The organism is Streptomyces parvus, assembly GCF_032121415.1.
Taxonomy (GTDB): Bacteria; Actinomycetota; Actinomycetes; order Streptomycetales; family Streptomycetaceae; genus Streptomyces; species Streptomyces globisporus_A.
The window spans coordinates 1,636,414-1,660,201 of the sequence record NZ_CP135079.1 but is presented as its reverse complement, the minus strand read 5'-3'; the positions used below and the strand labels follow the sequence as shown (position 1 = coordinate 1,660,201).

Below are 23,788 nucleotides of genomic sequence, written 5' to 3'. Positions count from 1 at the left end.
CGCACGGCGGACCCCAGGGCCTGTCGTCACACTGCCGCCTGCCGCGCGACGGCGGTGTGACGGCACGCCCTAGAGGTCCAGGACGAGACGCCCGCCCCGGCACCGCGAGACGCAGATCAGCATCGAGTCGCCCCGCTCGTCGTAGGTCAGCAGCTCGTCCCGGTGGTCGATCTCGCCCTCCAGTACGCGCTGTTGGCAGGTCCCGCAGAACGCCTGCTCGCAGGAGTACGCCACATGGGGCAGCTCCGCGCGGACGGCGGCCAGCACCGACTGCCCGGCCGCGACCGGCACCGTACGCCCGCTGCGCCGCAGCTCCACCTCGAACGCCTCGGAGCCTTCGCCGGAGCCCGCCGTGCCGCCCGGCGCAGCCGAGAACCGCTCCAGGTGCAGGGTGCAGCCCTCGGGGAGCGCGGCGGCGGCGGAGGCCATCAGCGGCTCGGGGCCGCAGCAGTAGACCGCCGTCCCCGGGGCGAGGTCCGCCAGCGCCCCCGCCACGTCAGGGTGGCCCGCCTCGTCCTGGGCCACGACGGTGACCCGGTCCCCGTCCGCGTCCAGCTTCTCGACCTCCGCCAGGAACGGCATCGAGGCCCGCGACCGGCCCCCGTACAGCAGCCGCCACTCGGCCCCCGACGCGGCCAGCGACCGCAGCATGGGCAGGACCGGGGTGATGCCGATACCGCCCACGACGAAGACGTAAGCCGGGGCCTCGGTCAGCGGGAAGCGGTTGCGCGGCCCCCGCACCTCCACCTCCAGTCCCTCGCGGAGCTGTTCGTGCACCTCCCGCGAACCGCCCCGGCCGTCCGCCACCAGCCGGGTCGCCACGGTATAGGCGCCGGTGTCCTCCGGGTCGCCGCACAGCGAGTACTGCCGCACCAGACCGGACGGCAGCACCAGATCCAGATGGGCGCCGGGTGACCAGGGCGGCAGGCCGTTCCCCTCCAGGCGCAGTTCGACGACTCCGTCGGCGACCTGGGTCCGCCCGGTGATCAGCAGTCTGCGGACCGCCGTCGCGCGCCGCTTCGAGTGCCCCGATATCGGATCGGGCAGGGCGGGCAGCGGCCACAGCGGGGACCGGGCGATCCGGCGTTTCAGGGCGCGCCGGGTGAGCAGAGCGGCGCCGGAGACCAGCACGACGGCACGGAGACGGGGCAGCGCCATGGTCAGGCCCCCTTCGCCGTGGCCGATTCGGCGGCGAGGGCGGCGGGGGAGCGGGTCAAATACGCGACCGCCTGGGCCGTACTGCCCTCCTGCGAGGGATGGTAGGACCGGCTGAGATAGCTGGGCACCGAACGCAGGATCGCGCCCGTGCTCGGCAGCGTGCCCTGCTTCCCGCTCGCGTGGAACGCCTTGAAGGAGGCCTTGCCGTCCAGCAGCGTGGGGTCGTTCTCCATGAAGAACCGGGTGCCGCGCTGCCACAGGAACACCAGCGCGGAGAACGCCGCCGCCCAGGTGCGCACACGCCGCCGGTAGCCGCCGTCCACATGCATGAAGACGTCGAAGGCCACCGACCGGTGCTCCACCTCCTCCGCCCCGTGCCAGCGCAGCAGGTCCAGCATGGTCGGGTCCGCGCCCCGGCGGTCCAGGGCCTCGGCGTTGAGGATCCAGTCGCCGAGGAACGCGGTGTAGTGCTCGATCGCCGCGATCGTCGCCACCCGCTCCATCAGCCACCACTTCGACGCCCGCCCCGGCGGCAGCGTCCGGTCGCCGAGCAGCTTCTCGAAGAACCAGTCGACCTGCGCGGTGTACGGGGTCGGGTCGAGGCCCAACTCCCGCAGATGCGGCAGGACATCGTCGTGCGCCTGCGAGTGCACGGCCTCCTGCCCGATGAACCCGATGACGTCCTCGCGGAGCTGCTCGTCGTGGATGTACGGGAGTATCTGCCGGTAGACGCGGATGAACCAGCGTTCCCCGGCCGGGAGCAGCAGATGCAGCACGTTGATGGTGTGCGTGGTGAACGGGTCGCCCGGCACCCAGTGCAGGGGGGTCTCCTCCCAGGCGAAGGACACCTTGCGGGCCTTGAGGGGCGTCCGCTCCGACGCGACCGCCGCTGGCTGCGTGTTAGACATGCTGTCAATGTACTGACGGGTATCCGGGGGGACCAGAGGCGTGCGGGGACTTTCCCCACGACTCCGTGAGCAACGCGCGATGATCGCCGGTATGACGAAACCTGTGCAGGCACGCTCCTTTGACGCCATCGCCGCGGCCTACGACGCCCACCGTCCCTCCTACCCGTCCGCGCTGTTCGACGCCGTGGAAGAGCTGGCCGGGATCCCGCTCGCCGGCGCCCGGGTCGCGGATGTCGGCGCGGGCACGGGGCTCGGCACCGCCCGGCTGTACCGGCGCGGAGCCCGGGTCACCGCGGTGGAGCCGGGCGACGGGATGGCCGAGCAGTTCCGCCGGAGCCTGCCGGACGTGCCCGTGGTGCGGGGCGACGGGAACAGCCTGCCCCTGCGGACCGGCTCGATGGACCTGATCACGTACGCCCAGGCATGGCACTGGACCGACCCCGCCCGCTCGATCCCCGAGGCCCGCCGGGTGCTGCGGCCGGGCGGCGCGCTCGCCCTGTGGTGGAACGACGGCGACCCGGCCGTGGAGTGGCTGGTGGACCAGGAGAACCGGATGCGGGTCTTCTTCGGGGTGGAGATCCCCGCCGTCCCGAACCGCCGGGCCCGCTTCCGGGCCGAACTGCCCGACGGGCTCGAATTCCGCACCCGGCAGGTGGCCTGGAGCCGCCGCGTACCGGTCGACGCCCATATCGCCAACATGGCCACCCACTCCGACTTCCTGATCGGCGATCCGGTGGCGGTCCGCGACTTCTTCGACCGGGAACGGGCTCTGCTGACCGCCCTGTTCCCGGACGGCCACGTCGAGGAGGCGTATCTCGTGAGTCTTGCCGTAGCCCACCCGTGACCCCGTTTCCGGGTGCAGGATGGCCCGATGGTGACACGACCGGAATGGCGAGACGCGCGGCACGACGGGGCAACGGCCCTTGTCCTGGCGGGATTTCTGCTCCTGGCCGGGTGCAGCGCACAACCGGCCGACGACCACGGCGGCCGGGAGCGGCCCACGCCGAAGCCGGCCGCGACGGGCACGCTGGAGGAGCTGGCGGAGAAGGCCGGCTGCGAACCGAACGTGCAGACCGACGCGGCCGAGCTCCGGCAGGCCAACTGCAGGACAGATGAGGGGCGTTACGTCCTCACCACCTTCGCCACCGACCGCGGGCAGCGGGAGTGGATCAACGAGGCCGACGACTACGGCGGCTCGTACCTCGTCGGACGGCGGTGGGTGGCCGTCGGTGAAGCGGAAGTCGTCGCGGCGCTGCGCGGCCGGCTCGGGGGGACAGTGGAGACCGCCTCGCCTCACCACTCGGGGGACAGTGGCGGAGGGGGGAGCGAGGACGGGCACTCCGGTCACCGCCCGGGCTGACCGCGCAGGTTCACGGGGGCCGCACGCGCCGCGTCAGCGGCAGCGGCGGCCGTCGTTGATGCACCGCACCATCTTGTTCATCAGCCGGTCGTCGAAGACGTTGATGAAGTCACCGTGATCGGTGATCGGCTTGTGCAACTGCTCGGGGAACGAGTCCACGGCGAAGCCGGGCCCCGGCGGAACGTCGTAGACGATGCGCTGCACCAGCTGCGGCACCGCCCGGAACCCTTTCGGGCACCGCCCGTCGTCCTGTGCGAACGCCACATGGGTGCGGTGGTTGGCGCTGTCGGTGTTCTGCCCGTCCCAGCAGTTCTGGAAGGCGAACGTCCGCACCACCTGACTGCCCTCGGGGCAGATCGGATACTTGTCCGTCAACTGGCGGTCCTCGAATCCGGTGCAGCTCCACGAGGCGTTGGCATTGGCGTCGCCGTTGGTGAACGCCTTCGCGTCCCCGGTGATGATCCGCAGGAAGCGCGGCATCGCGGTGACCCTCCCGACGGGCGAGCCGACGAACTTCAGCGTCACCTGGGACGGGGTCTGGATCTCCCCGACGTTCTGGTCACGGCCGCCGCCGTCCGCGTCCGCGTCGTCCTCGTCCTGCCCGTTCTGCAGGCGCAGGACCGGCCAGTAGTAGGTGGAGCGGTCGCCCTGGTTGCGGCAGGTCGTCGCACCGTTCGCCAGATCGTCGTCGCTCGCGAAGGCGTCGTTGGCCTGGTTGCCGATGTAATCGTGCATATGGTGCGCGCCGTTGCTCACGCCGGGCGCGACGATCACGTTGTCCGGGTTGAATTTCCCGTTCTCATTACGCCCGCAGTCGGTGGTGAAGGTGCCCCGGGACGCGCCGCGGCGCTGGCGGGGCCGGTCGGCGCCTGGCTGCACGGACTGGATATCGACGAAATCGGCGGCCACGGGCCCGTTGCCGACCTGGCCCTGGTCCTGCCCGGGGTCTTCCCCCTGCCCGGGATCCTGACCGCCCGGGTCCTGCCCGGGATCCTGCCCCTGGCCCGCGTTCTGGCCCTGGTCCTGGCCGTCGTCCTGACCACCGCCATCGTCACCGGGCCCTCCGTTGCCGTCACCGCGGCCGTCGCCGTTCCCGTCGCGGCTGTCGTCGGCGCGCAGGCTGCACCCGGCGAGGCTCTCCAGCCCCGCCGGCCGCTCGCCCGCGCGCCCGATCGCGATGCCGATACGGTCGAGGCTCGCCGTCCGCCTGCTGCGCAACGGGCCGAGCACGGCGTTCTCCGCCAGCCCGGGATCCCGGGCTATCTGCTCCTTCCGGTCCGCGAACTGCTGGTAGGCGTCCGTGATCTGGGTATCCATCGCCGCGAGTTCGCGGTCGACCTCCCCGCGTGCCTCGTCCGGCACCTCGGGCAGTCCGTTGACTGCTTCGGGGCAGTCGATGGTGGACAGCTGACGGCCCGCGTTCTGGGTCCGGGTGGGCGGAGAAGAACCGGACGGTCCTTCTCCCGCGGAGGCGTAGACATTGACCGCGACCAACCCGCCTCCCCCCAGGATCAGGGCTGCGGAGGCGGCGATGGCCCGGTTGGCCAGCGTGGAACGTTTCTTGCGCGATGTGCGTCGCATGGGACTCCTCTGCTTCGAGGGAGAAGCGTGACGTCCCATACGGACGGGGAGCCCGGCCCGTTCACCGCACGTTCGACCAACGCGCGAACGCGGCCTCTCGCTCGTCCGGCGGAGCCGCCCCCCCCGGGTCCCCGGCCGCGCGTGCCGGCGCTCAGCCGCGGTCCAGGTACGCCAGCACCGCCAGCACCCGGCGGTTGTCGTCGTCCGACGGAGGCAGGTCCAGCTTCCCGAAGATGTTCGACGTGTGCTTGGCCACCGCCCGCTCCGTGATGACCAGCTGCGAGGCGATGGCGGCGTTCGACCTGCCCTGCGCCACCAGCTCCATCACCTCCCGCTCACGCGGGGTGAGTCCGCCGATCGGCTTGTCCTGCGAACGGCGCGACAGGAGCTGGGAGATGACCTGCGGGTCCATCGCCGTACCGCCCGTCGCCACCCGCCGTACCGCGTCGATGAACTGGTCCGCGTCGAAGACCCTGTCCTTCAGCAGATAGCCGACCCCGCCGTTGCCGTCCGCCAGCAACTCCCGTGCGTACAACTGCTCCACGTGCTGCGAGAGCACCAGCACCGGAAGCCCCGGCCGGGCCCGGCGGGCGGCCAGGGCGCACTGGAGCCCCTCGTCCGTGTGCGACGGCGGGAGCCGGACGTCGACGACAGCGACGTCCGGCTCCAACTCGGCCAGTGCCTTGGTCAGTTCGGGCCCGGTCTCCACAGCCGCGGCGATCTCGAAGTCATAGGCCTCCAGCATGCGCACCAGGCCGTCGCGCAACAGGAAGAGATCTTCGGCTAGGACAACTCGCAAGGGATCTCCATGGTCACCATGGTGGGACCGCCCGCGGGGCTGCTGACGGCCAGGACGCCGTCGAATGTACCCAGCCGCCGTTCGATTCCGCTCAGTCCCGAGCCCCGTCCGACCGTCGCACCGCCCCGGCCGTCGTCCGTCACGGAGATCCGGAGCATCCCCTCCGCATGGTGCAGGTCCACGTACACCCGCTCCGCCTCCGCGTGCTTCACCGTATTCGTCAGGGCCTCGCTGACCGCGAAGTACGCCGCCGACTCCACCGGGGCCTCCGCACGCCCCGGCAGCTCCACCGTCACCTCGGAGGCGACCGGCAGCCGCAGCGCCAGCGCCCGGACCGCGTCCCCGAGCCCCCGCTCCGCCAGCACCGGCGGGTGGATGCCCCGGACCAGGTCGCGAAGCTCGGTGAGCGCCTCCGCCGACGACTCCCGGGCCATCGCCAGCAGCTTCTTCGCCTGGGCCGGGTCCTTCTCGATCAGCGCCTCGACCGTGCCCAGGTTCATGCCCATCGCGACCAGCCGGGCCTGTGCCCCGTCGTGCAGGTCCCGCTCGATGCGGCGCAGTTCGGCGGCAGCGGTGTCCACGGCCTCGTGCCGGGTCTCGGTCAGCCGCTCGACACGCTGCGCCAGCTGCTCGTCCCGGGTCGGCGCCAGCACCGTACGGGCCAGCAGGAAGTGCGACCGCAGCAACGGTTCGGAGGCCCGCATCCCCAGGTGGAAGAGCACGACCCCCAGCGCCAGGGCCGCGATGCCCGTCGCCTGGCTGTCCACCGGCACGAACCCGTACCAGTACGGATCGTCCTGGAACACCCGCCACAGCCCCGCCGCCAGGACGAGACCCTCCACGGGGTAGATCATCAGGGCCGCCGCCAGGACCGCCAACACCGTGCCGGCGGTCATGTCCACCAGCAGCCACAGCAGATCGCGCCAGGTCGCCGGATCCTTCAGCATCAGCGTCGTGCGCTCCACCTGACCGGTGACGCCCGGCCGCAGGTCCTTCGGGAACGGCCGGTACGGGACCGGTATGCGCACGTCCGACCAGGTCATCGCCCACAGTCTCCGCTGATTGGCGTGCTTGCGGACCGCCTCCAGCACCACCGGGGTGGTGAACACGCCGACGCCCAGCAGGATGAAGGAGATCGAGAGCACCGCGAGCACGAACAGGGTGATGGACACCGCCAGGCCGACCACGGACAGGAACAACCCCCGCCCCGCCGCCCTTGCCGACGGCGCCAGCCGCCCCGAGAACACCTTCATCGCGATACCTCTCCCCTCGCCGAAGCCGGGCCGATCCCCGATCCGGATGCCAGTCTCACCCGGGCCGGCCCCGCCGCGTCAGCCGGTCCGCCACCCGACGGGGGTGTACCTGGCACCACCCCCGCGTCCGCCCCCTACGCCTCCGTGACCGGGGGCTTCGACGGCTGGGGCGGACCGCCCCCGATTCCTAGATTCGAAGCGTCCCGATCCACTTACCTGACGCTTACCTCCGGGGGAGAGACCACATGAGGCGCAACCTCGCCGCACGCATCGGCGTGTGGAGCACACACCACCGCAAGACCGCCGTACTCGGCTGGCTGCTCTTCGTCGTGCTCGCCACGGGCATCGGCGGAGCCACCGGCATGGTCGAGATGACCAACGCTGCGAGCGGCGCCGGGGAGTCCGCCCGTGCCGAGCAGATCCTCCTCGACGCCGGCCTCGACAAGCCCGCGGGCGAACTCGTCATGGTCTCCGCCCCCGCCGCGGGCGGCTGGAAGCCGGCCGCCGACGCCCTCGCCACCGCCGTACGGGAGACCGGCGAGACGCAGAACCTCGCCCCGCCCGTCGCCTCGAAGGACGGCAAGGATGGTCTGATCACCTTCGAGATGCGCGGCGACGCCGCCACCTCGCCCGACCGGATCCAGCCCGTCCTGGACGCGGTCGCCGCCGTGGGCGATGACCACCCGGACGTCGAGATCCACCAGTTCGGCGAGGCCAGCGCGGGCAAGTGGCTCGGCGACCTGCTGGCCGAGGACTTCAAGAAGGCCGAGTTCACCGCCGTACCGCTGGCCCTCGGCATCCTCGTCGTCGCCTTCGGCGCGATCGTCGCCGCCCTGCTCCCGGTCGGGCTCGCGCTCACCGCCTGCATGGCGGCCTTCGGCCTGCTCTCGATCGCCAGCCACCAGCTCCACCTGTTCCAGACCACGTACTCGGTGATGTTCCTGATGGGCTTCGCCGTCGGCGTCGACTACTGCCTGTTCTACCTGCGCCGCGAACGCGACGAACGCGCCGCCGGACGGGACGCCGAGACCGCCCTGCGTATCGCGGCGGCCACCAGCGGCCGGGCGGTCCTCGTCTCCGGCCTCACCGTGATGGTCGCGATGGGCGGCATGTTCCTCTCCGGGCTCCTGCTGTTCAAGGGCTTCGCGCTCGCCACGATCATCGTCGTCTTCATCGCCATGCTCGGCTCGGTCACCGTCCTGCCCGCCCTGCTCTCCTGGCTCGGCGACCGCGTCGACGCGGGCCGCATCCCCCTGCTGAACCGCCGCGCCGAGCACGGCCACTCGGGCAGCGGACGCATCACCGGCAGGCTGATCGACCCCGTCCTCGCCCGGCCCCGCACCTTCGCCGTCGCCGCCGTCGTCCTGCTGCTCGCCCTCGCCGCGCCCGCCCTCGGCATGAAGACCGAATCCCTGGGCCTGGAGAAGCAGTTCGGCTCCGACTCCCAGCTCTCGATCGCCCACAGCCGCATCACCGAGAGCTTCCCCGGCGGCCCCGCCCCCGCCCTCGTCGTGGTCACCGCGCCCGACATCACCGCCCCGGAGGTCGGCAAGGCCCTGGGCGGCTTCGAGGACGTCACCGTCCACCGCGACCGGAACGTCGCCGAGATCGAGATCCCCCTCCCCGGCGGCCCCGCCGACCTCACCGAACTGCGCGAGCGGACCCTGCCCGCCGCGTTCGACGGCACCGCGGCGAAGACCCACGTCACGGGGGAGACCGCCGCGTCGGTCGACTTCAACGACCAGCTCCGCCGCGGCATCGTCCCGGTCTTCGCCTTCATCACGGCGGTCACCTTCCTGCTGATGCTGTTCTGCTTCCGCAGTTACGTCATCGCCGTGACGTCCATCGTCCTCAACCTGCTCTCGGTGGGCGCCTCCTACGGGGTGATGACCGCCGTCTTCCAGCACGGCTGGGGCGCCTCGCTCATCGGTTCGGAGGCCGTCGGTGCGATCGAGGCGTGGATGCCGATGTTCGTCCTCGTCGTCCTGTTCGGCCTCTCCATGGACTACCACGTCTTCGTCGTCTCCCGGATCCGCGAGGCACGCGGCGGCGGCCTGGACAACCGGTCGGCGATCGAGACCGGTATCCGCCGCACGGCCGGGGCGGTCACCGGAGCGGCGGCCATCATGGTCGCGGTGTTCGCGGTGTTCGGGACGCTGGCCATGCAGGACATGCAGCAGATGGGCGTCGGCCTCGCCGTCGCGGTGCTGCTGGACGCCACCGTCGTACGGATGGTGCTGCTGCCCTCCGTGATGCTGCTGCTGGGCGAGCGCAACTGGCGCACCCCGCGCGGGCTTTCCCGGCTCCCGAGCCTGGAGCACGAGGAGCCCGCCGAGCCGGCGCGCGACACCGCACGCGTCTGAGCACAGGGCCCGCACACCCGGGGCAGCCCCGGACCACGGTCGACGAGGACCGTGCTCCGGGGCTGCCGGGTGTGCGTTGTGCTGTGCCGCGATGTGCCGAACCGGCCGGTCAGGGCGTGTACTTGTACCCGACCCGGCGGACCGTCTGGATGGAACGGCGGTACTCCGCACCCAACTTGCGGCGCAGCCGGGCGACATGGACATCGACGGTGCGCCCGTCGCCCACATGCCCGTAGCCCCACACCGTCGTCACCAACTGGTCGCGGGTGTGCACCCGGTGCGGGTGCGCCACGAGATGGGCCAGCAGCTCGAACTCCAGGTACGTGAGGTCGAGGGCGACGCCGTCGACCGAAGCCGTACGCCGGGTGGCGTCGATCCGGACCGGACCGGCCGACCCCCCCTCGGCAAGGGCGCCCGCGTCCGGGGCCGGCCGGAGCGGGACGCCGGCGGCGGCCCCCGCGACCGCGGATTGCTGATCGGCCGGCACGAGCACCAGGTAACCGATCATCGGCGGCTGGCCGGGCAGCGAGGGCAGGGTGTGCGGCGGGGCCGGCAGCCAGGTGGCCCCGGGCGGGAGGAAGCCCGCCACGTCGGCCGGGGCCGCGACCTCGTCGCGGTCCACCGCGCGCAGCCGGTGCCGGTTCGGGTGGGCGGGGACGGAGCGGGCGGTGGGATGGGCCGCAGCGGGCGCCGGGGACGCCGCGGTGGCGGCGGACGCGGCGGAGAAGGTACGGGTGTTCGCCATGAGGGTCAGCTCTTTCGCGCGAGGAGTCGTCAGGGACGGACTTACGTCGTACGCGCGGACCGAAGGCCGGGGTGAGCGGCTTTAGTGGGCCTGCGCGTTCCACGCGCGGCAACACACCCGGTCGAAATCATGGTGCTGACGGGAGGGCCAGAACGGTTCGAGGTCGCTGCGACCCGACGCGATGTACTGGAAGCTGGCCATGTGCTCCATTGAAGCAGACATTGCGGCGGTGCATCAGACTCCTCTCGCCCCTCGATACGGCCCGTCGCGTTGCGTTCCTCACGCGACGCCTGCCGCGCCCACGCAGGAGGGGCCCGCCGGTGCTCCGGCGGGCCCCTCCTACGGGTGGAACGCGTACACGACACGTACGCGGCGTCGGGGTCAGACCTGGTCGGCCTTCTCCAGCGCGGTGCAGCAGGTGTCGACGATCAGCCGCGTGACGACGTACGGGTCGACGTTGGCGTTCGGACGGCGGTCCTCGATGTACCCCTTGCGGTCCTGCTCGACCTGCCACGGGATACGGACCGAGGCGCCGCGGTTGGAGACGCCGTAGCTGTACTCGTTCCACGGCGCGGTCTCGTGCAGACCGGTGAGCCGGTCGTCGATGCCCGCGCCGTAGTTCTTCACGTGGTCCATCGGCTTGGAGCCCTCACCCAGCGACTCGCACGCGGTGATGATCGCGTCGTAGCCCTCGCGCATCGCCTTGGTGGAGAAGTTGGTGTGCGCGCCCGCACCGTTCCAGTCGCCCTTGACCGGCTTCGGGTCCAGCGTCGCGGAGACGTTGAAGTCCTCCGCGGTGCGGTAGAGCAGCCAACGGGCCACCCACAGCTGGTCGGAGACCTCCAGCGGGGAGAGCGGGCCCACCTGGAACTCCCACTGGCCGGGCATGACCTCGGCGTTGATGCCGGAGATCCCGAGCCCCGCCGCCAGGCAGTTGTCGAGGTGCTTCTCGACGATCTCGCGGCCGAAGATCTCGTCCGCCCCGACCCCGCAGTAGTAGCCGCCCTGCGCGGCCGGGAAGCCGCCCTCGGGGAAGCCGAGCGGCCGGTGGCCGTCGAAGAAGGTGTACTCCTGCTCGATGCCGAAGATCGGGGCCTGGCCCGCGAACTGCTCGGCGACCGGACGCAACGCCGCCCGCGTGTTGGACTCGTGCGGCGTCATGTCGATGTTGAAGACCTCGCACAGGACGAGGACGTCCCCGCCGCCGCGGATCGGGTCCGGACAGGTGAAGACGGGCTTCAGCACCCGGTCGGACGCGTGGCCCTCGGCCTGGTTGGTGCTGGAGCCGTCGAACCCCCAGATGGGAAGGTCCGCCACGTCCCCCGACGGCGCGCCGTCCATGATCTTCGTCTTGGAGCGAAGCTTGGCGGTCGGCTCGGTGCCGTCTATCCAGATGTACTCAGCCTTGAACGTCACGGACGCCATCCTTTGCGGGTGCAGCGGTCTATGCAGCGCAGCTTGGCAAGACGCGATTTCCCGTCCGTTGCCCGTGTGTGAACCCCGTGTTACCGAGGTTTCCCGCGGTCCTTCCCGGGCGAAGGCGGCCTCGGAGACTGCTTTCAGAGGCTGCTCCTGAGCAGAGCCGAGAACCCCGCCGCCCGCATCCGTCGCACCAGCTCCTCGCGGCTCGACCCCAGCGCGGCGGCCGCCCGGTCCAGCTCCCAGTCGGCCCCGGCCACGGTCCGCAGCAGATGGCCCCGGCGGATCTGGGCGTCGGAGAGCCGGAACGTCTTGAGGTAGGCGACCTGCCCCTTGTGGTCGGTGATCGTCTCCCCGATGTGCTGCCCGCCCCCGTCCCGGACGAACGGCGGCAGAAAGCGCCACAGGGTGAAGGACTTCATGCGGTACACCCGCTCGAACGCGTACGAGGTGTCCAGCAGCTCCCGCGCGAACAGGGTGTCGTGCGCCTCGGCCCACGCCCGCTCCTGCGCCCGTGCGGCGGACCGCAGCGCTCCGAGGTCCCGGATGTGCTCCGCGCCCCCGATCCGCACCACGGGCGCGGCCACCGGAGCCCCGTACAGCGCGTACTGGTGCACCAGCTCCCCGTAGAGGTCCTCCACCAGCGAGGCGTGCAGCACGCGGTAGTCGTCCGGGTGCGCGACGACGAACGCGGCCGCGAGCGCGTCGGAGACGTACACCATCACCCCGCACTGGCCCGGATGGATCTCGAAGATCCGCAGCGCGTCCGCGAGCCCGCGCACCGACCGCCCGAGGTAGGCGTCCTCCGCGCGCGGCGTGAGCCCGTCACGCAGCGCCGTGCGCGACCACTCCTCCCAGGCGGTCGACGGCCCGCCGAAGTGCAGCGCGAGATACCCCTCCAGCGCCAGGTGCAGTGGCAGGAACCGCAGCCGGTCGCCGGGGCGCCGCTTGGCCATCCGGTGGTGCGGCACCGGCGGCAGGGGAACGGTCCGGGGCACGTCGCCGCCACCGAACTGGGTGCCGTACGCGGCCGACTGCCGGCCCGCCCCCCGGCCGTCCTCCTCACCCGACCAGTCGGCGACCAGCCCGTGCGGAATGTACGAGAGATAGCGCTCCCGGGGCCCGAGCTCGACGATCCCCGCGCCGAGGCCCTCGTAGACCTCGCGATGCAGCCGCAGCCCCTCCACCGGCGCCCGGCGGACCAGCGGGACGAGCCGGACACCGCCCCACACCTGTGCGGGGCCGGCGGTGAGTCCGGTCAGCTCCAGCCGGTTCACGGTGCCACGTCCTCTCCCGCCGCCCGCGCGGTGCGGGCGGTCGCCGGTGCCGACTCCAGCCGCTTCACGAGGCCGCTCCCGCTCCGCTGAACCGGGCCACTTGCCGGTCCAGATACGCGTACAGCTCCGCAGGTCCCGAGCGCCCCTCCGCGAACCGGGCGATCTCCACCAGGGCGGGCAGATCCTCCGCGTCCCGGATCCCGGCCGTCGCCGCCTCCGCCGCCAGCCGCCGCACGTCGAAACCCTCCGCGTCGTATACGGGGTTGACGTGCACCACCGCTGTCCGCCGCGCCGGATCCAGCCGACGCCGCCACACCCGCAGCACCTCGCCCGCCAGACCCGACGGGGCGTTGTCCCAGCCGTCCGAGACGATCACCAGCCGGTCCGGAGCCGCCCCGTCGGCCCCCGGCTCCAGCGCGTCCAGGATCCGCATCCCCAGCGGGGTCGGCCCCCAGGGACGGACGAGCAGCGCATCCCGCGCCCCCGAGGTCCACGACCCCCGGTACGCCCCCGGCGCCGCGAGCACCTCCAGCAGGTGGTGGCAGGCCAGGGCCACGGCGAGCGGCCGACGCCGCTTCTGCCCCGAACCGGACGAGGAGAAGCTGTCGTCCAGCACCGCGTGCACCCGCCCCCAGCTCCCCGCGTGCGCGCCCGCCGCCCGGCGGGCCGCCGCGCGCAGGGCACCGGTCAGCTCGGCCCGGCGCTCGGCGCGCTGCTCGAAGCCGAGCGACAGCACGTACAGCGCGAGCCGGGTCAGCGGCATCACGGTCAGATCGGCGTCCGGCCGCCGCTCGCCCATCACCCGCTGCTCCCGGGTGCGCAGCCGCTCCAGCCGGGTCATCCGGGGCGCGGCCCGCTTCAGGAACACCTCGCGCTTCATCCCGTGCTGGGCGGCGAACCCCTCCGCCACGGTGAACGGCAGCTCGGCCAGGGCCCCCTGCTCGTAGTGGGCGCGCCGCCAGGCGTCCAGCGTGCCGTGCTCGTACCGGCGCAGCCGGCCCGGCCGGAAGAGGAACGCCCCGACCTCGGCGAGCGGGCCGCCCCCCTCGGGGCAGGGCAGATGGATGTGCCGGGCGGCGGTCTTCAGCCCGGCCCGGTACTTCACCGCGTCATGGCCCAGATCGGGGCGGGCCGCCAGCCAGTCCCGCATGATCGCCCGGGTGCGCCGGTTGTTGACCTTGGCCCGGCGCAGCTCGCCGAAGAGCCGGTAGACGCGCTGCGGCGGCAGCGCCGCCAGCCGGGCCGCGATCAGCCGGCCCTCGGTACGCCGCTCCTCGGGGGACGCCTCGCCCGCGGTCTCCAGCAGCCGGCGCACGATGAGCGCCGCGTTGTGGTGGTTGATGTCCAGCGCCAGCGAAGCCGCGTACACCCGGCGGTAGTTGACCCGTACGTAGGTGTGCAGGAAGTCCAGGGAGAGCTGCTGGTCGACGGCGCGGGAGCGGAATTCGCGCTGTCCGGTCGCGGTGATCGCCGCGTTCACGAAGAGGAGGACGTCCTCGGCGGCGACGAGGTCGGCGGGGCTGTGGGCGCGGCTGTCGGGCGTGTTCATGGTCGTCCCCCGGGTGGCTGGAGTGCCGGCCGGGGAATGGGGGCGCGAACGACGAAATCATTGCTTCACAGGCAGGTCTCGGAAGTCGCACCGGAGTCCCGCGGCCGGCTCGGGAAACGTAACGGGGCGGGGCGGCTTCGCGCCACCGCATTCGAGGCCGGCGCTGTCCGGGCCCCCTGTCCGGGCGGCCACCGCGCCCGGCACACTGGCACGCATGACGACTGCAGCCACTCCTCCTCTGCGCATCGGCCTCCTCGGCGCCGGCCCCTGGGCCCGTAACACCCAGGCTCCCGCGCTCGCCGCCCACCCCGGCGTCGAGCTGAGCGGTGTGTGGGGCCGCAGGGCCGAGGCGGCGGACGCGCTCGCCGCCGCCCACGGGACCCGGGCGTACACCGGCGAGGAGGGCATCGACGCGCTCCTCGAAGGGAGCGACGCGGTGGCCTTCGCGCTGCCGCCGGACGTCCAGGCCCCGCTCGCGGTCAGGGCGGCGGGGGCGGGCTGCCACCTGCTGATGGACAAGCCGGTCGCCACGACGGTCGCCGGGGCCCGCGCGGTGGCCGAGGCGGCGGAGAAGGCGTCGGTGGCCTCGGTCGTCTTCTGCACACTGCGCTTCGCGCCCGAGACCTCCGCCTGGATCGCCGAACAGGCCGCGTTGGACGGCTGGTTCACGGCGCGCGCCCAGTGGCTGGGCTCGCTCTACGCCACCGGTTCGCGCAGCGAGTACGCGGACTCCCCGTGGCGGCGCGAGAAGGGCGGCCTGTGGGACGTCGGCCCGCACGCGCTGTCCGTGCTGATCCCCGTCCTGGGCGACGTCGAGCACCTGACGGCCGCCGCGGGACCGGCCGACACCACGCACCTGATCCTGCGCCACGCCTCCGGCGCGTCCAGCACGGTGACCCTCGGACTGAGCGCCCCGCCCGGCGCGGCGGGCGTCGAGATCGAGCTGCGGGGCGAGCGGGGGACGGCGTCGATCCCGGGCTGGGGCGGCGCGGAGACCGCGTTCCGGGGCGCGGTGGACGCCCTGACCGAAGCGGTCCGCACGGGGGTGCCGCACGCCTGCGACGCGCGCTTCGGCCTCCACCTCACGGAGCTGCTGGCGGCTGCGGAGGCACAGGCGCAGGCGGGCTGACCGGGGGCAGGGAGCGGCACAGGGCGTCGAGCGCCTCGGGGTAGGCGGATTCGGCGGGGGTGGCGTACCCGACGACGAGCCCGTCGCGGCGGGGGGCGAGGGTGTCACCGGCGGAACGTCCGGCACCGGTGGCACGTACGGCACCGGTGGCATGCCCGGCACCGACGCCACCGGTACGGCGCGAGTGCTCCGCGCCCGGGTGCAGGTAGTCGCCCAGCCCCTCCACCGCGAGCCCCTGCCAGGCCGCCGCCCGGACCACCGAACGCTCGGTGCCGGGCGGCAGCTCCACCACGGCATGCAACCCGGCCGCGATCCCGGTGACCCGGACGTGCGGGGCCCGCGCGTGCAGCGCGGCCACCAACTGGTCCCGGCGGCGGCGGTGGCGCTGCCGCATCCGGCGTACCTGCCGGTCGTACGCGCCCGACTCGACGAAGTCCGCGAGGGTGAGCTGCTCGGTGGCGCTGGAGAACTGCTCCCGCTCGCCCTTGGCCGCGACGACGGGGGCGACGAGCCGCTGGGGCAGCACCAGCCACCCGATCCGCAGAGCGGGGGAGAGGCTCTTGCTCACCGACCCCACCAACACCACATGCTCGGGATCGAGCCCCTGGACGGCCCTCACGGGCTGCCGGTCGTAGCGGAACTCCCCGTCGTAGTCGTCCTCGACGACGAGCCCGCCGGTGGCCCGGGCCCAGTCGACGACGGCCGCCCGCCGCGCGGGGTGCAGCGGCCCACCGGTGGGGAACTGGTGGGCGGGTGTGAGGAGTACGGCCCGGTCGCGGCGGCTGAGCCCGTCGACCCGGGCGCCGTCCGCGTCCACGCCGAGCGGCCGGGTGCCGACCCCGTGGGAGGCGAGCAGCTCGCGGTGGAAGGGCAGCCCGTACTCCTCCGCCGCCCAAGGGCCGCCGACCACCTCCGCGAGCAGCCGCAGCCCGTGCGCGGCGCCCGAACAGAGCACGATGCGATCCGGCGCGGCCCGCACCCCGCGCACCCGGGCGAGATAGCCGGCCAGGGCCCGCCGCAGCTCGGGCCGCCCGTGCGGATCGCCGGGCCCGAACGCGTCGTCGGGGGCGGCGGCCAGCGCCCGCCGGGCCGAGGCCAGCCAGGCGGTGCGCGGGAAGGCCGAGGGGTCCGGCTGCCCCTGGACCAGGTCGTGGACCGGGCGTGCGGCGCGCTCGGGGGTGCGCGGCCGGAGCACCGGGGTCACCGGGGCGGCCCGCTCGGCGACCCGGGTCCCCGAGCCCTGGCGAGCGGCCAGCCACCCTTCCGCGACCAGCTCCGCGTAGGCGTCGGCGACGGTGTTGCGGGCCAGGCCCAGGTCGGCGGCGAGGGAACGGTAGGGCGGCAGCCGGGTGCCCGGTGCGAGCCGCCCGCTGCGCACGGCCTCGCGCAGCGCGTCCATCAGCAGGGCCCGGCGGTTACCGGTGCCGGAGAGTTCCAGGGGCAGATCGCTGCCCAGGACCTCCGCGGAATTGACCCATGAATCCCTCACAGAAGTGCACCCCACGCCCAGTCGCTTGTCGCCCTAGATTCGTACCCATGACGACGACGGAGATCAAGACGAACGACCGCACGACCACTCCGGCCACCACCGTCCGGCCCAACACGGCCACGCCCCGGCTGAACTTCGCGAAGGCGGCCCCGAAGGCGTTCCGGGCCGTGATCGGCCTGGACGCGGCGGCCCGCGAGGGACTGGACCCGGCCCTGGTCGAACTGGTCCAGATCCGCGCCTCGCACCTGAACCGCTGCGCCTACTGCCTGCACATGCACACCACGGACGCGCGCAAGGCGGGCGAGAGCGAGGAACGCCTGCACATGGTCGCGGTGTGGCGGGAGGCGGACCACTTCTTCACGGACCGGGAGCGGTCCGCCCTGGCCCTGACGGACGCGGTCACCCGGATCGGCGACGCGGGTGTGCCGGACGAGGTCTACGACCGCGCGGCGGCCCACTTCACCGAGGAGGAGCTGGCCCACCTGCTGGCCCTGATCTTCACGATCAACACCTGGAACCGCATCGCCCTGTCCACGGCCAAGCGAGCGGGCACGGACGAACGCTGAGGCTGCCCGGCGTCCGTCCCCCGGCGGTCCACAGCCTCAGGCGCCACGCCCCAGCGCGTCCCGCACCGCCTCCTCGCTCCGCGCCACCACGGCCGTGCCGTCCTCGGCCGTGATGATCGGCCGCTGGATCAGCTTCGGGTGCTCGGAGAGGGCGGCGATCCACCGCTCCCGCGAACCGGCGTCCCGCGGCCAGTCCTTGAGGCCCAGCTCCTTGGCCACCGCCTCCTGCGTCCGCGTGATGTCCCACGGCTCCAGACCGAGCCGGCCCAGCACGGCGCGGATCTCCTCGGGCGACGGCACGTCCTCCAGGTAGCGGCGGACGGTGTAATCGGCCCCTTCGGCGTCCAGCAGGGTCACCGCGCCGCGGCACTTGGAACAGGCGGGATTGATCCAGATCTCCATGGGGCCAAGGGTACGTGAGGGACTGCCGAAATGGCCTCTGGCCAGGGGCGATTGTCAGTGGGGGGCAGTAGAATGGAGGGAGTTCGTGAGGGTTCCACCACGCTGCCAGGAGGATGCCGATGGCCGTCGCCACAGCCACGACCGAGCCGCTCGACCGACAGCTCCCGATGCCCTTCCACCCGCCGCTTCCCGCGCCGCCCGCGAAGAAGCGGCTGCCCGCGGGCCGCCCCCGCGAGTGGTACGTCTCCCACAACCGCCGCCTCAAGGCCATGCGCCTGGCCATCGCCCTGCTCGACAGCGGGGTCTACCAGCCCTCCAGCGCCGGCAACCACCGGATACGGATCACCGCCGAGCGCATGGGCATCCACCCGCCGTCCGACACCACCTGCCGCATGGTCCGCGCCCTGATCCGCTACGGCCGCTGACCGGAACCGACCACTGCCCCCGGACCGTCGAGCGACGTGTCCGGGGGCACCCGGCTGCCGGGCTCCGCCAGGAGGGACCATGGCCCGTCAAGGAGGCCCTGGGCGTGGCGGCCGCCGTGACCCTGCACCCGGAGGAGGCCCGGGAGAGGCTGCGCAGGGCGGCGGCGGACGCGGTGAGCCGCCGCGCGGAGATCCCGCCCCCGGCCCTCGGCGGGCCCCTGGACGTGGAGGTCGGCCTCGCGAGCCCGCACACCATCGACCTGGCGACCCTCCTACCGGGCGTCGCGCGCACGCCGGGCGCCCGGACGGTCGCCTTCACGTCCCCCGACTGCGCGACGGCGTAGCGCCTGATCCTGCTGCTCGCGCAGCTCGCCACGATCAGGCCCGCCTAGGCGGGCCGGGTGCCGCCGCGCACCTCGTCCAACGAGGTGCTCATGATCTCGGTGGCCCGCTCGAACCAGTCGGCGAGCACGGCGATCTCGTCCGGCCCGTACGCGGCGAACAGGGCGGCGAACCGCTGGTAGTTGGGGCCGTACACCGCGAAGAGCCGGGCGGCGGCGGTCTCGTCGGCGACCACTCTCACCCGTCGGCGGTCGGCCGGATCGCTCTCCCGGCGTACGTACCCGGCGCGCTCCAGCCGGGTGATGACGCCCGTGATCGCACCGGTGGTGAGGTTGGCGCGCCGGGCCAGTTCACCGGCGGTCGCGGCCGTCCCCGCTCCCTCGGCCTCCAGGACGAACCCCAGACAGGTCAGATCGGTGATGTTGAGCCCGAGCCGACCCGCGATGTCGTGCTGGGCGACGATGCCCAGCGCCATGAGCCGGTCCATCCGGGCATGCGCCTGCTCCGGGGTGGCGCTCGGCCGTTCCGGGGCGGCGTCCGGCCGTGACTTGCCGTCCACGCAGAAATTCCCTTAGCATCTAAGTAACTTAGTTCGTGAGATAAACGCTCTCTCGATCAGCCTACTGTCCGCTTCCCGGGGAGAGTCATGAGTGCACACGGCCACGTCGATCTGGGCCACACGGCCGCCGGTTGGGCGGGAACAGCGGTCGCGGTCATCGGCCTGACGCTCACGGGCGTCGCCGTGACCGCGGTCTCCGCACTCCTGGCGCTCGTGGGCATCGGCATCACTCTCGGTGCGGGCGTGCTGGCCTGGCTCCTCCACCTGGCGGGCTGGGGCAAGCCGAGCGGCCCCCGTCCCGAGAGCGAGTGGCCGTGGAAAGTGCGGGACCGCACCGCCCGGCAGGGTCACCCGGGCTGTCTGGGCTGCCGACTGGCCGGACGTGGCGTGCAGCGGTCCGAAAATACGTCGAACACCGCACGGGTTGCCTCTACCGTGTCCGGGTGGCCACCCAAGTGATCGTGCTGAACGGCGGGTCCAGTTCCGGCAAGTCCGGCATCGTCCGCTGCCTCCAGGCGGAGCTGCCGACTCCGTGGCTCGCTGCCGCGATCGACACCTTCGTGGACTCCCTGCCCGCGTCCCTGCGCACGTCGGACGCGGGCATCGCGTTCGCCGACGACGGCGGCGTGGCCGTCGGCGAGGAGTTCCGGAGACTGGAGGCGGCCTGGCGCGAGGGCGTCGCCGCGATGGCCCGGGCGGGCGCGAAGGTCATCGTCGACGACGTGTTCCTGGGCGGCCCGGCCTCCCAGGAACCGTGGCGGAAGGCGCTGACGGGCCTGAACGTCCTGTGGGTGGGGGTCCGCTGCGAGGGTGCGGTCGCCGAGGCCCGCGAGATCGCCCGGGGGGACCGCCCGAGAGGCATGGCCGCGGCACAGGCGGTGAAGGTGCACGACGGGGTGTCGTACGACCTGGAGGTGGACACGACACACAGGGAGTCCCTGGCCTGCGCGAGGACGATCACGCCCCACGTAGCCTGACCGACCGACCGATCGACCTGCCTGCCCCTACCCCCTCATACCTGACTGGAGCGAGATGACCGACCTGTGGACCGGCGAGAGAGTACGCCTGCGGGGCATCGAACCGCAGGACTGGGAGGGTTTCCGGGCCCTGGCCCTGCACACCGTGGACGCCCGCAACGCCGACGTGGTCGAACCCCCGCGCTCGGACGAGAGCTTCCGCGCCTGGGCCACCGAGCGCGCCGGCCGCACCCCGAACCCGGCCTCGTACCAACTGGTCATCGAGACCCGCTTCGAGCACGCCTTCGTCGGCGCGGTGTCGGTGGGCGAGACGGACGCCCGGGCGGGCCGCTTCCGTACAGGCATCGAGGTCACCCGGGAACACCGCCGCCAGGGCTACGCCGCCGAGGCCACCGAACTGATCCTCACCTACATGTTCGCCGAACAGCGCTGCCACAAGTGCGAGGTGGAGGTCTACGCCTTCAACGACGCCTCCCTGGCCCTCTACCGCGGACTCGGCTTCGTGGAGGAGGGCCGCCTGCGCCAGCACGAGTACTTCGCGGGCGCGTACCACGACGTGGTCCTGCTGGGCATCACGGCGGACGAGTACTGGGCGGGGAGGGCACGGCCCTTGCTCCGCTGAGACCGGGCGACCCCGTTCCCCCGAGGCGCCGCACCGGCAGTAGCGGCCGCACCGCCGAGACCGGCTCCGGCGCCCGCCCCGCGCGCTGGGCGCTGTCGGGCTCGGGCGCCCGCCCCGCTCCATCCACCACGCGGTGTTCCGGCACCGGCCGGCGCTGCTAGCGTTCCCCCGCGTGAACGACAGCGTGTACGTGGGCAACGCGGGCAAGGACGCGGCACTGGACCGAGGATGGCTCCTCGGGCACTTCAAGGACGCCGACGACCCGCGCCACAGCGAAGCCGTGGAGATCAAGTGGGGCGTCCACCCCCGTGCCGACAGGCGATCGCAGTGGGTGAGGGGCGAGGAACGCACGGCTCTTCTGGTTCTCATCAGTGGCCGCTTCCGCGTCGAACTGCCGGGCCGTGACGTCCTGCTGGAGAAGCAGGGTGACTACGTCGTGTGGGGGCGCGGAGTCGATCACTCATGGTTCGCGGAGGAGGAGTCGGTGGTTCTGACGGTTCGATGGCCGTCCGTGCCGGGCTATGCGGTCGTGCCCTGCGACAGAACGGTGCCTGGTTCCCAGTGACCCCGCCGTCTCCCCGTACGCCGGCCACGGCCCGGGCGCCGAACTCCTCGGCGGGCCTGCCTCGCTGGAAAAGGCCGTGGGCCGTACCCCCGGAGGGATACGGCCCACGGCCCACAGACGGCCCAGGCGAGAGGAGAACCCCTCTGACCTGCGGCGGTCCTAGATGTCGAAGTACAGCTCGAACTCGTGCGGGTGCGGCCGCAGCTGGATCGGGGCGATCTCGTTCGTGCGCTTGTAGTCGATCCAGGTCTCGATCAGGTCCGCCGTGAAGACGCCGCCCGCCTGGAGGTACTCGTTGTCCGCCTCCAGGGCGTCGAGCACGGCCGGGAGGGAGGTCGGGACCTGCTGGACGTTGGCGTGCTCCTCGGGAGCCAGCTCGTAGAGGTCCTTGTCGATCGGCTCGGCCGGCTCGATCTTGTTCTTCACGCCGTCCAGGCCCGCCATCAGCAGCGCGGAGAACGCGAGGTACGGGTTGGAGGACGGGTCCGGGGCGCGGAACTCGACGCGCTTGGCCTTCGGGTTCGAGCCGGTGATCGGGATGCGCATCGCGGCGGAGCGGTTGCGCTGCGAGTACACCATGTTGACCGGGGCCTCGAAGCCGGGGACCAGGCGGTGGTAGGAGTTCACCGTCGGGTTGGTGAAGGCCAGCAGCGACGGGGCGTGCTTCAGGATGCCGCCGATGTAGTAGCGGGCGGTGTCCGAGAGGCCGGCGTAACCCTGCTCGTCGTAGAAGAGCGGCGTGCCGCCCTGCCACAGCGACTGGTGCACGTGCATGCCCGAGCCGTTGTCGCCGAAGATCGGCTTCGGCATGAAGGTCGCGGTCTTGCCGTTGCGCCAGGCGACGTTCTTCACGATGTACTTGAAGAGCATCAGGTCGTCGGCCGCGGCGAGCAGCGTGTTGAACTTGTAGTTGATCTCCGCCTGGCCGGCCGTGCCGACCTCGTGGTGCTGGCGCTCGACCTGGAGGCCGTTCTTGTCCAGCTCCAGGGAGATCTCGGCCCGCAGGTCGGCGAAGTGGTCCACCGGCGGGGCCGGGAAGTAGCCGCCCTTGTAGCGGACCTTGTAACCGCGGTTGTTCTCCAGCGCACCGGTGTTCCAGGCGCCGGCCTCGGAGTCGATGTGGTAGAAGCTCTCGTTCGCCGACGTCTGGAAGCGGACGTTGTCGAAGACGTAGAACTCGGCCTCCGGGCCGAAGTACGCGGTGTCCGCGATGCCGGTCGAGGCGAGGTAGGCCTCGGCCTTCTTGGCGATGTTGCGCGGGTCACGGCTGTACTGCTCGCCCGTGATGGGGTCGTGGATGAAGAAGTTGATGTTGATCGTCTTGTCGCGGCGGAAGGGGTCCACCCGAGCCGTCGACAGGTCCGCCCGCAGCGCCATGTCCGACTCGTGGATGGCCTGGAAGCCGCGGATCGACGAACCGTCGAAGGCCAGTTCCTCGGCCGGGTCGAAGGTCGCTGCCGGGATCGTGAAGTGCTGCATCACCCCGGGCAGGTCGCAGAACCGGACATCGATGAACTTGACGTCGTTGTCCGCTACGTACTTCTGCACTTCGTCGGCGTTCTGGAACATCCAACTCCTCCTCCTCCCGACCCGGGAGGGGCGGGGGTTGTGTAGCTCGTGGTGCGGCCAGTGCGGTGGCGCACGCTGGACCCGACCATAGGCAGGCTCGATTTCCCAAGCGTGACCCATTTGTTTCGCCCAAGTTAACCGGGGCGGTGGTGGGCGGCATCTCAGCGGCGGTCTCCGTGCGGCTGTTTCCGTGCCCCGCCCGGCCGGGCCCAAACCCGGGCGCAGTACCGTGGACGGGTGGACAACAGGCAAGCAATCGGATCGTGGCTCTCGGGGCCCCGCGCGGCCGCCGAGGAGATGGGCGCCGACTTCGGCTACCGGGGCAAGGGTCTCGGGCTGCCCGAGGAGGGGCCCGGCTCGATCGCGCCGCTCGGCCGGCGCTTCGGGGCGATCTTCATCGACTGGACGCTCTGCATGCTGATCGCATACGGGCTGTTCGCTCGCGGTGACCAGCAGGCGGCGGGGAACTGGGCGCTCGGGATCTTCCTCGTGATGAGCCTGCTGACCGTCGGCACCGTCGGCTGCACGCCCGGGAAGCGGCTGCTGGGTGTGCGCGTCGTCGCCGACGACGGCGGGCGGCTCGGGTTCGTGCGCGTGGCCGTGCGGACCGTGCTGCTCCTGCTCGTCATCCCCGCGCTCGTCTGGGACCGCGACGGGCGCGGTCTGCACGACCGGCTGTCGCGCTCCGTTCAGATTCGGATGTGACCTCCTCCCGCGCACCCATGCGACGT

24 protein-coding genes and 1 pseudogene are annotated in these 23,788 nt (G+C 72.3%); 12 read left to right on the top strand and 13 right to left on the bottom strand.

Annotation, left to right across the window (positions count from 1 at the left end; genetic code table 11):
* Nucleotides 1-69: 69 nt before the first annotated feature.
* Together RNL97_RS08610 and RNL97_RS08605 are read right to left on the bottom strand one after the other, a co-directional pair.
* A complete protein-coding gene (locus RNL97_RS08610) occupies nucleotides 70-1,158 on the bottom strand; it encodes a PDR/VanB family oxidoreductase (RefSeq protein ID WP_313750535.1) in 1,089 nt (362 codons plus the stop codon).
* Nucleotides 1,159-1,160: 2 nt separating this feature from the next.
* On the bottom strand, nucleotides 1,161-2,066 hold the full coding sequence (locus RNL97_RS08605; protein ID WP_030583754.1) for a metal-dependent hydrolase: 906 nt from the start codon (nucleotides 2,064-2,066) through the stop codon (nucleotides 1,161-1,163).
* Nucleotides 2,067-2,157: 91 nt separating this feature from the next.
* On the opposite strand from RNL97_RS08605, the gene RNL97_RS08600 reads away from it, so the two are divergent.
* Both RNL97_RS08600 and RNL97_RS08595 read left to right on the top strand, forming a co-directional pair.
* Nucleotides 2,158-2,910, top strand: coding sequence for a class I SAM-dependent methyltransferase (locus tag RNL97_RS08600; RefSeq protein WP_030583752.1), 753 nt, complete (start codon nucleotides 2,158-2,160; stop codon nucleotides 2,908-2,910).
* 27 nt (nucleotides 2,911-2,937) lie between these two features.
* Nucleotides 2,938-3,426, top strand: coding sequence for a hypothetical protein (locus RNL97_RS08595; protein WP_030583749.1), 489 nt, complete (start codon nucleotides 2,938-2,940; stop codon nucleotides 3,424-3,426).
* Between the two features lie 33 nt (nucleotides 3,427-3,459).
* Here the strand turns inward: RNL97_RS08595 and RNL97_RS08590 are convergent, their stop codons facing one another.
* From RNL97_RS08590 to RNL97_RS08580, 3 genes are all read right to left on the bottom strand, one after another.
* Complete coding sequence (locus RNL97_RS08590; RefSeq protein ID WP_030583746.1) at nucleotides 3,460-5,007, bottom strand: DUF1996 domain-containing protein; 1,548 nt, start codon at nucleotides 5,005-5,007, stop codon at nucleotides 3,460-3,462.
* Nucleotides 5,008-5,158: 151 nt separating this feature from the next.
* Nucleotides 5,159-5,806, bottom strand: a complete 648-nt coding sequence (locus RNL97_RS08585) for a LuxR C-terminal-related transcriptional regulator (RefSeq protein WP_030583743.1) — start codon at nucleotides 5,804-5,806, stop codon at nucleotides 5,159-5,161.
* Nucleotides 5,791-7,059: a sensor histidine kinase gene (locus RNL97_RS08580; protein WP_243313848.1), complete on the bottom strand. Its 1,269-nt coding sequence runs from the start codon at nucleotides 7,057-7,059 to the stop codon at nucleotides 5,791-5,793. Before RNL97_RS08580 ends, RNL97_RS08585 begins: the two co-directional genes overlap by 16 nt.
* A 245-nt stretch (nucleotides 7,060-7,304) precedes the next feature.
* Here RNL97_RS08580 and RNL97_RS08575 point away from each other — a divergent pair, with 245 nt between their 5' ends.
* Nucleotides 7,305-9,422 (top strand): MMPL family transporter, encoded by a 2,118-nt coding sequence (locus RNL97_RS08575; protein ID WP_030583737.1) that lies wholly within the window; start codon nucleotides 7,305-7,307, stop codon nucleotides 9,420-9,422.
* 109 nt (nucleotides 9,423-9,531) lie between these two features.
* Here the strand turns inward: RNL97_RS08575 and RNL97_RS08570 are convergent, their stop codons facing one another.
* From RNL97_RS08570 to RNL97_RS08555, 4 genes are all read right to left on the bottom strand, one after another.
* Entirely contained in the window at nucleotides 9,532-10,167 is a 636-nt protein-coding gene (locus RNL97_RS08570; RefSeq protein WP_243313846.1) for a winged helix-turn-helix domain-containing protein, read from the bottom strand.
* Nucleotides 10,168-10,548: 381 nt separating this feature from the next.
* Complete coding sequence (glnII, locus tag RNL97_RS08565) at nucleotides 10,549-11,583, bottom strand: glutamine synthetase (protein ID WP_030583732.1); 1,035 nt, start codon at nucleotides 11,581-11,583, stop codon at nucleotides 10,549-10,551.
* 143 nt (nucleotides 11,584-11,726) lie between these two features.
* On the bottom strand, nucleotides 11,727-12,863 hold the full coding sequence (locus RNL97_RS08560) for an ARPP-2 domain-containing protein (RefSeq protein ID WP_243313843.1): 1,137 nt from the start codon (nucleotides 12,861-12,863) through the stop codon (nucleotides 11,727-11,729).
* Nucleotides 12,864-12,927: 64 nt separating this feature from the next.
* Nucleotides 12,928-14,412 carry a hypothetical protein gene (locus tag RNL97_RS08555; RefSeq protein WP_243313841.1) on the bottom strand — a complete coding sequence of 495 codons (1,485 nt, stop codon included), beginning with the start codon at nucleotides 14,410-14,412 and terminating at the stop codon, nucleotides 12,928-12,930.
* Nucleotides 14,413-14,626: 214 nt separating this feature from the next.
* Between RNL97_RS08555 and RNL97_RS08550 the strand changes: the two genes are divergently transcribed.
* A complete protein-coding gene (locus tag RNL97_RS08550; RefSeq protein WP_030583726.1) occupies nucleotides 14,627-15,541 on the top strand; it encodes a Gfo/Idh/MocA family protein in 915 nt (304 codons plus the stop codon).
* Here RNL97_RS08550 and pdxR read toward each other — a convergent pair.
* Complete coding sequence (gene pdxR, locus RNL97_RS08545) at nucleotides 15,495-17,030, bottom strand: MocR-like pyridoxine biosynthesis transcription factor PdxR (RefSeq protein ID WP_243313840.1); 1,536 nt, start codon at nucleotides 17,028-17,030, stop codon at nucleotides 15,495-15,497. The genes RNL97_RS08550 and pdxR overlap by 47 nt on opposite strands.
* A 47-nt stretch (nucleotides 17,031-17,077) precedes the next feature.
* Here pdxR and RNL97_RS08540 point away from each other — a divergent pair, with 47 nt between their 5' ends.
* Nucleotides 17,078-17,596, top strand: a complete 519-nt coding sequence (locus RNL97_RS08540) for a carboxymuconolactone decarboxylase family protein (RefSeq protein WP_030583720.1) — start codon at nucleotides 17,078-17,080, stop codon at nucleotides 17,594-17,596.
* 36 nt (nucleotides 17,597-17,632) lie between these two features.
* On the opposite strand, the gene RNL97_RS08535 is transcribed toward RNL97_RS08540, so the two are convergent.
* Nucleotides 17,633-17,998: an arsenate reductase family protein gene (locus tag RNL97_RS08535; RefSeq protein WP_030583718.1), complete on the bottom strand. Its 366-nt coding sequence runs from the start codon at nucleotides 17,996-17,998 to the stop codon at nucleotides 17,633-17,635.
* Between the two features lie 119 nt (nucleotides 17,999-18,117).
* On the opposite strand from RNL97_RS08535, the gene RNL97_RS08530 reads away from it, so the two are divergent.
* Together RNL97_RS08530 and RNL97_RS08525 are read left to right on the top strand one after the other, a co-directional pair.
* The gene (locus RNL97_RS08530; protein WP_006123979.1) at nucleotides 18,118-18,423 is read left to right on the top strand and encodes a hypothetical protein; all 306 of its coding nucleotides are present in this window, start codon (nucleotides 18,118-18,120) and stop codon (nucleotides 18,421-18,423) included.
* Between the two features lie 86 nt (nucleotides 18,424-18,509).
* A pseudogene (locus tag RNL97_RS08525) lies at nucleotides 18,510-18,767 on the top strand (M55 family metallopeptidase); the annotation flags it as partial.
* A gap of 44 nt (nucleotides 18,768-18,811) precedes the next feature.
* Here RNL97_RS08525 and RNL97_RS08520 read toward each other — a convergent pair.
* The gene (locus RNL97_RS08520; RefSeq protein WP_030583712.1) at nucleotides 18,812-19,324 is read right to left on the bottom strand and encodes a MarR family winged helix-turn-helix transcriptional regulator; all 513 of its coding nucleotides are present in this window, start codon (nucleotides 19,322-19,324) and stop codon (nucleotides 18,812-18,814) included.
* 87 nt (nucleotides 19,325-19,411) lie between these two features.
* Here RNL97_RS08520 and RNL97_RS08515 point away from each other — a divergent pair, with 87 nt between their 5' ends.
* The 4 genes from RNL97_RS08515 (at nucleotide 19,412) to RNL97_RS08500 (ending at nucleotide 21,488) form a co-directional block, all read left to right on the top strand.
* The gene (locus RNL97_RS08515; RefSeq protein WP_030583709.1) at nucleotides 19,412-19,783 is read left to right on the top strand and encodes an HGxxPAAW family protein; all 372 of its coding nucleotides are present in this window, start codon (nucleotides 19,412-19,414) and stop codon (nucleotides 19,781-19,783) included.
* Nucleotides 19,768-20,301 (top strand): chloramphenicol phosphotransferase CPT, encoded by a 534-nt coding sequence (cpt, locus tag RNL97_RS08510; protein ID WP_243313838.1) that lies wholly within the window; start codon nucleotides 19,768-19,770, stop codon nucleotides 20,299-20,301. The genes RNL97_RS08515 and cpt overlap by 16 nt, the downstream gene beginning before the upstream one ends.
* Before the next feature lie 55 nt (nucleotides 20,302-20,356).
* Nucleotides 20,357-20,923: a GNAT family N-acetyltransferase gene (locus RNL97_RS08505; RefSeq protein WP_243313836.1), complete on the top strand. Its 567-nt coding sequence runs from the start codon at nucleotides 20,357-20,359 to the stop codon at nucleotides 20,921-20,923.
* A 172-nt stretch (nucleotides 20,924-21,095) separates the two neighbouring features.
* Nucleotides 21,096-21,488 carry a cupin domain-containing protein gene (locus tag RNL97_RS08500; protein ID WP_030583701.1) on the top strand — a complete coding sequence of 131 codons (393 nt, stop codon included), beginning with the start codon at nucleotides 21,096-21,098 and terminating at the stop codon, nucleotides 21,486-21,488.
* A gap of 159 nt (nucleotides 21,489-21,647) precedes the next feature.
* Here RNL97_RS08500 and glnA read toward each other — a convergent pair whose 3' ends face one another.
* Nucleotides 21,648-23,057, bottom strand: coding sequence for a type I glutamate--ammonia ligase (glnA, locus tag RNL97_RS08495; RefSeq protein WP_030583698.1), 1,410 nt, complete (start codon nucleotides 23,055-23,057; stop codon nucleotides 21,648-21,650).
* 297 nt (nucleotides 23,058-23,354) lie between these two features.
* On the opposite strand from glnA, the gene RNL97_RS08490 reads away from it, so the two are divergent.
* Nucleotides 23,355-23,762, top strand: a complete 408-nt coding sequence (locus RNL97_RS08490) for an RDD family protein (protein ID WP_030583696.1) — start codon at nucleotides 23,355-23,357, stop codon at nucleotides 23,760-23,762.
* Nucleotides 23,763-23,788 lie beyond the last annotated feature (26 nt).